This is a genomic window from Streptomyces sp. CB01881 (assembly GCF_002953255.1).
Lineage (GTDB): Bacteria > Actinomycetota > Actinomycetes > Streptomycetales > Streptomycetaceae > Kitasatospora.
The window spans coordinates 10472610-10475834 of record NZ_CP026498.1; the positions used below are offsets into that span (position 1 = coordinate 10472610).

A 3225-nucleotide genomic window follows, 5' to 3' on the forward strand; every position below is an offset into this window, starting at 1 on the left:
AAGCCGACGCCCGGGCGAACGGCCGAGGACGCCGCCGAGGCGCCCCGCCGGCCGGCCGCCTTCCGGCCCGACATCGAGGGGCTGCGCGGCGTCGCCGTCCTCGCCGTCCTCGCCTTCCACGCCGCGGTCCCCGCCTTCACCGGCGGCTACGTCGGCGTCGACGTCTTCTTCGTCATCTCCGGATTCCTGATCACCGGCCTGCTGTTGGGCCGCCCGATCGGCCTGCGGGACTTCGCCGCCCGCCGGGCCCGCCGCATCCTGCCCGCCGCCGCCGTCGTCCTGGTCGCCACCGCGCTCGCGGGCGGAGCACTGCTCGACCCGCTGCGTGGCACCGACCTGGCGCGCGACCTGATCGCCTCCGCCGGCCAGTTCGCCAACTGGCGGTTCGTCGGCGAGCAGACCGACTACCTGGCCGCCGAACGCGACCCGAGCCCGCTCCAGCACTTCTGGTCCCTGGGCGTGGAGAACCAGTTCTACCTGCTCTGGGGCGTCCTGCTGCTCGGCCTCGCCCGCCACCTCGCGGGCCGCCGCCGCACCGCCGCGATCGCCCTCGCGACCACCGCGATCGGCGGCGTCTCCCTGGCGCTCTGCATCCGCTGGACGGCCGACTCCGCGCCGCTCGGCTACTTCTCCACCGCCAGCCGGCTCTGGGAGTTCGCCGCCGGAGCCGGTGCAGCCCTGCTCGGGACGGCCCTCGCCGGATGGCTGCCGCGCGCCGACCGGGCCGCCCGGCCGGCCGGCTGGGCGCTGCGCCTGCTCGGCTGGGCCGGCGCGGCGGCCGTCGTCCTCGCGGTCTTCCACTACGACCGCAACACGCCCTTCCCCGGCAGCGCCGCCCTGCTGCCCGTCCTCGGCACCGCGGCCGTCCTGCTCGCCGGTCCGGTGCACCGCGCCCTCGGGCCGGCCGACGCCGGGCGGCTGCTCGCCACCCGGCCGCTGCGCGCCGCCGGCCGCCTCTCGTACGCGTGGTACCTCTGGCACTGGCCGGTGCTGACCATCGCCCAGGCCCGCTACGGCGCCCTGCCGTGGACCACGCTGGCGGCCCTCACCGCGGCCTCCGCCCTGCCCGCCTGGCTCACCCTGCGGCTGGTCGAGCAGCCGCTGCGGTACGGCAGCAGCCCGGCGCCCCGCCGGGGCCTCGCGGTCGGCGCCAGCGCGCTGGTCATCCCGCTGATCGCCGGGCTGACCCTCGGCGGCGGCACCGTCCGGGCCGTCGGCAAGGCCGACCTGCCCGTGGTGGTCCCGGCGGGCGCGGTGGACGGGCCCGCGTTGCTCGCCCCCGGCACCCGCGTCCTCACCCTCACGCCCTCGCTCGCCCGGGCACGGGAGGACTTCCCGCCCGGCAAGGGGTGCGAGATCCCGCTCGGCGCCGAGAGCAGCCCGCGCTGCCTGTTCGGCGCGGAGACCAGCCCCGACCGGATCGTGCTGGTCGGCGACTCGCACGCCGGCCAGTGGATCTCGGCCGCGCTGGAACTGGCCGGGCAGCGGCACTGGGCGCTGGAGGTGCTGGTCAAGCCCGGCTGCCCGCTGGCCACCCTCACCGTGCGGAACAACGTCCTCGGCCGCACCTTCGACGAGTGCGACCGCTGGCGCGAGAACACCCTCACCCGTCTCGCCACCGGCCCCAAGCCCCGACTGGTCCTGATGGCCGGCCTCAACCGGTACGGCAGCCAGGAGGAGCGCACGGAGGGCTGGACCCGCACCCTCGACCGGCTCTCCGCCGTCGGCGCGCCGCTCGCCTACCTCGCGGACACGCCGATGCCGGGCAAGGACATCCCGACGTGCCTGGCGGCCTCCGACGGCCGCTCGGACGCCTGCTTCTTCCCCCGCGAGTCGGCCTTCGAGCGGGACCCGCTGACCGACGGCGGCCTCGCCGGCCGCTACGGCGTCCGCGTCCTCGACCTCGGCCCGCTGCTCTGCCCCGGCACCGGCCCGGACTGCCCGGCGGTCCTGGAGGGCGTGGTGCTCTACCGGGACACCGGGCACATCACCGACACGCTGGCGCGGGTGCTGGCACCCCGGCTGGACAGGGGGCTGCTGGGCGCGGGGTGAGCGCCGGGGACCAGGTCGGGGGCCAGTGTCGGGGAGCAGTGCTGGGGGACCAGTGCTGGGGCTGTCCCGGCGCTGGTCCCCGTGCCGGGGCTACCCCGTACGGATCCGCGTGCAGGGTCCGGCGCCCGGCAGGTCCGGCGTCGTGCGGTCCCGGCCGGCGTCGTGCGGCCCCGTGCTCCGTCGGGGCTCCGGGCAGCTCAGCCGTAGAGGCTGTGGCAGAGCCGGGCCTGATCCGAGCCGGCGAGCCAGTGGCCGAATTGCCCGGCCTGGTCGCAGACGGACCCGGGGCCGACGGCCGCCGGCGGTCGGGGCGCGCCGCCCGGCGCGGGGGCCGGAGCCCGGGCGGCCGGGGTGGACGCGGCGTGGGGGGCTGCCGGGCGGGGCGGGCCCGGGCGTGGTGCGTGGCCGGGCCTGGGCCGGGCGCTGCCGCTCGCGGCGCTACCGGTCACGGCGCGGTCGGGCCCGGCCGGCTCGCCGTCGCCGCCGGCCTGCTGAGCGGGGGTGGGGGCGGTCTCCGGCGAGGGGGCCGGCGTGCCGGCGGGCGGCGCGTCCGGGACTGCCGGCAGGTCGGGCGACAGGGGGAACGAGGGTTCGGGGGGCGAGGCGCGGGTGGCGGACGCCTCCGCCGACGAGGACGTCGACGGGGAGGGCGCGGCCGACGGGAACGCCACCACCCCGGTGCTCTCGTCACCCGACCCGGGCCCGCACATCGCCAGGACGGCGGCCATGACGCCGACGGTCCCAGCCGCTGTCGCCGCCCACACCCGGCGCGACCTGCGCGCCGGGGCCGGTGTGGCGAAGGCCGGGCCGACGGCCGGGAAGGGCGCCGCAGCGGCGCCCTTCCCGGCCGTCGGCCCGGCCTTCGCCACACCGGCCCCGGCGCGCAGGTCGCGCCGGGTGTGGGCGGCGACAGCGGCTGGGACCGTCGGCGTCATGGCCGCCGTCCTGGCGATGTGCGGGCCCGGGTCGGGTGACGAGAGCACCGGGGTGGTGGCGTTCCCGTCGGCCGCGCCCTCCCCGTCGACGTCCTCGTCGGCGGAGGCGTCCGCCACCCGCGCCTCGCCCCCCGAACCCTCGTTCCCCCTGTCGCCCGACCTGCCGGCAGTCCCGGACGCGCCGCCCGCCGGCACGCCGGCCCCCTCGCCGGAGACCGCCCCCACCCCCGCTCAGCAG

At 78.8% G+C, this 3225-nt stretch carries 2 protein-coding genes and 1 pseudogene; 2 read left to right on the top strand and 1 reads right to left on the bottom strand.

Translation table 11 applies throughout. The annotated features are described in order from the left end of the window. A partial coding sequence (locus C2142_RS35075; RefSeq protein ID WP_206671088.1) for an acyltransferase family protein occupies positions 1-2052 on the top strand: 2052 nt, incomplete at its 5' end. A 197-nt stretch (positions 2053-2249) separates the two neighbouring features. On the opposite strand, the gene C2142_RS35080 is transcribed toward C2142_RS35075, so the two are convergent. Continuing rightward, positions 2250-2987: a hypothetical protein gene (locus C2142_RS35080; RefSeq protein WP_206671089.1), complete on the bottom strand. Its 738-nt coding sequence runs from the start codon at positions 2985-2987 to the stop codon at positions 2250-2252. Here C2142_RS35080 and C2142_RS35085 point away from each other — a divergent pair. Further along, positions 2986-3225: pseudogene (locus C2142_RS35085) on the top strand (hypothetical protein); the annotation flags it as partial. The gene C2142_RS35080 and the pseudogene C2142_RS35085 sit on opposite strands and share 2 nt — an antisense overlap.

Bases quoted from the DNA above. Each gene is read 5' to 3' on its own strand.
- C2142_RS35080 (WP_206671089.1), bottom strand. From the start codon at position 2,987: ATGACGCCGACGGTCCCAGCCGCTGTCGCCGCCCACACCCGGCGCGAC.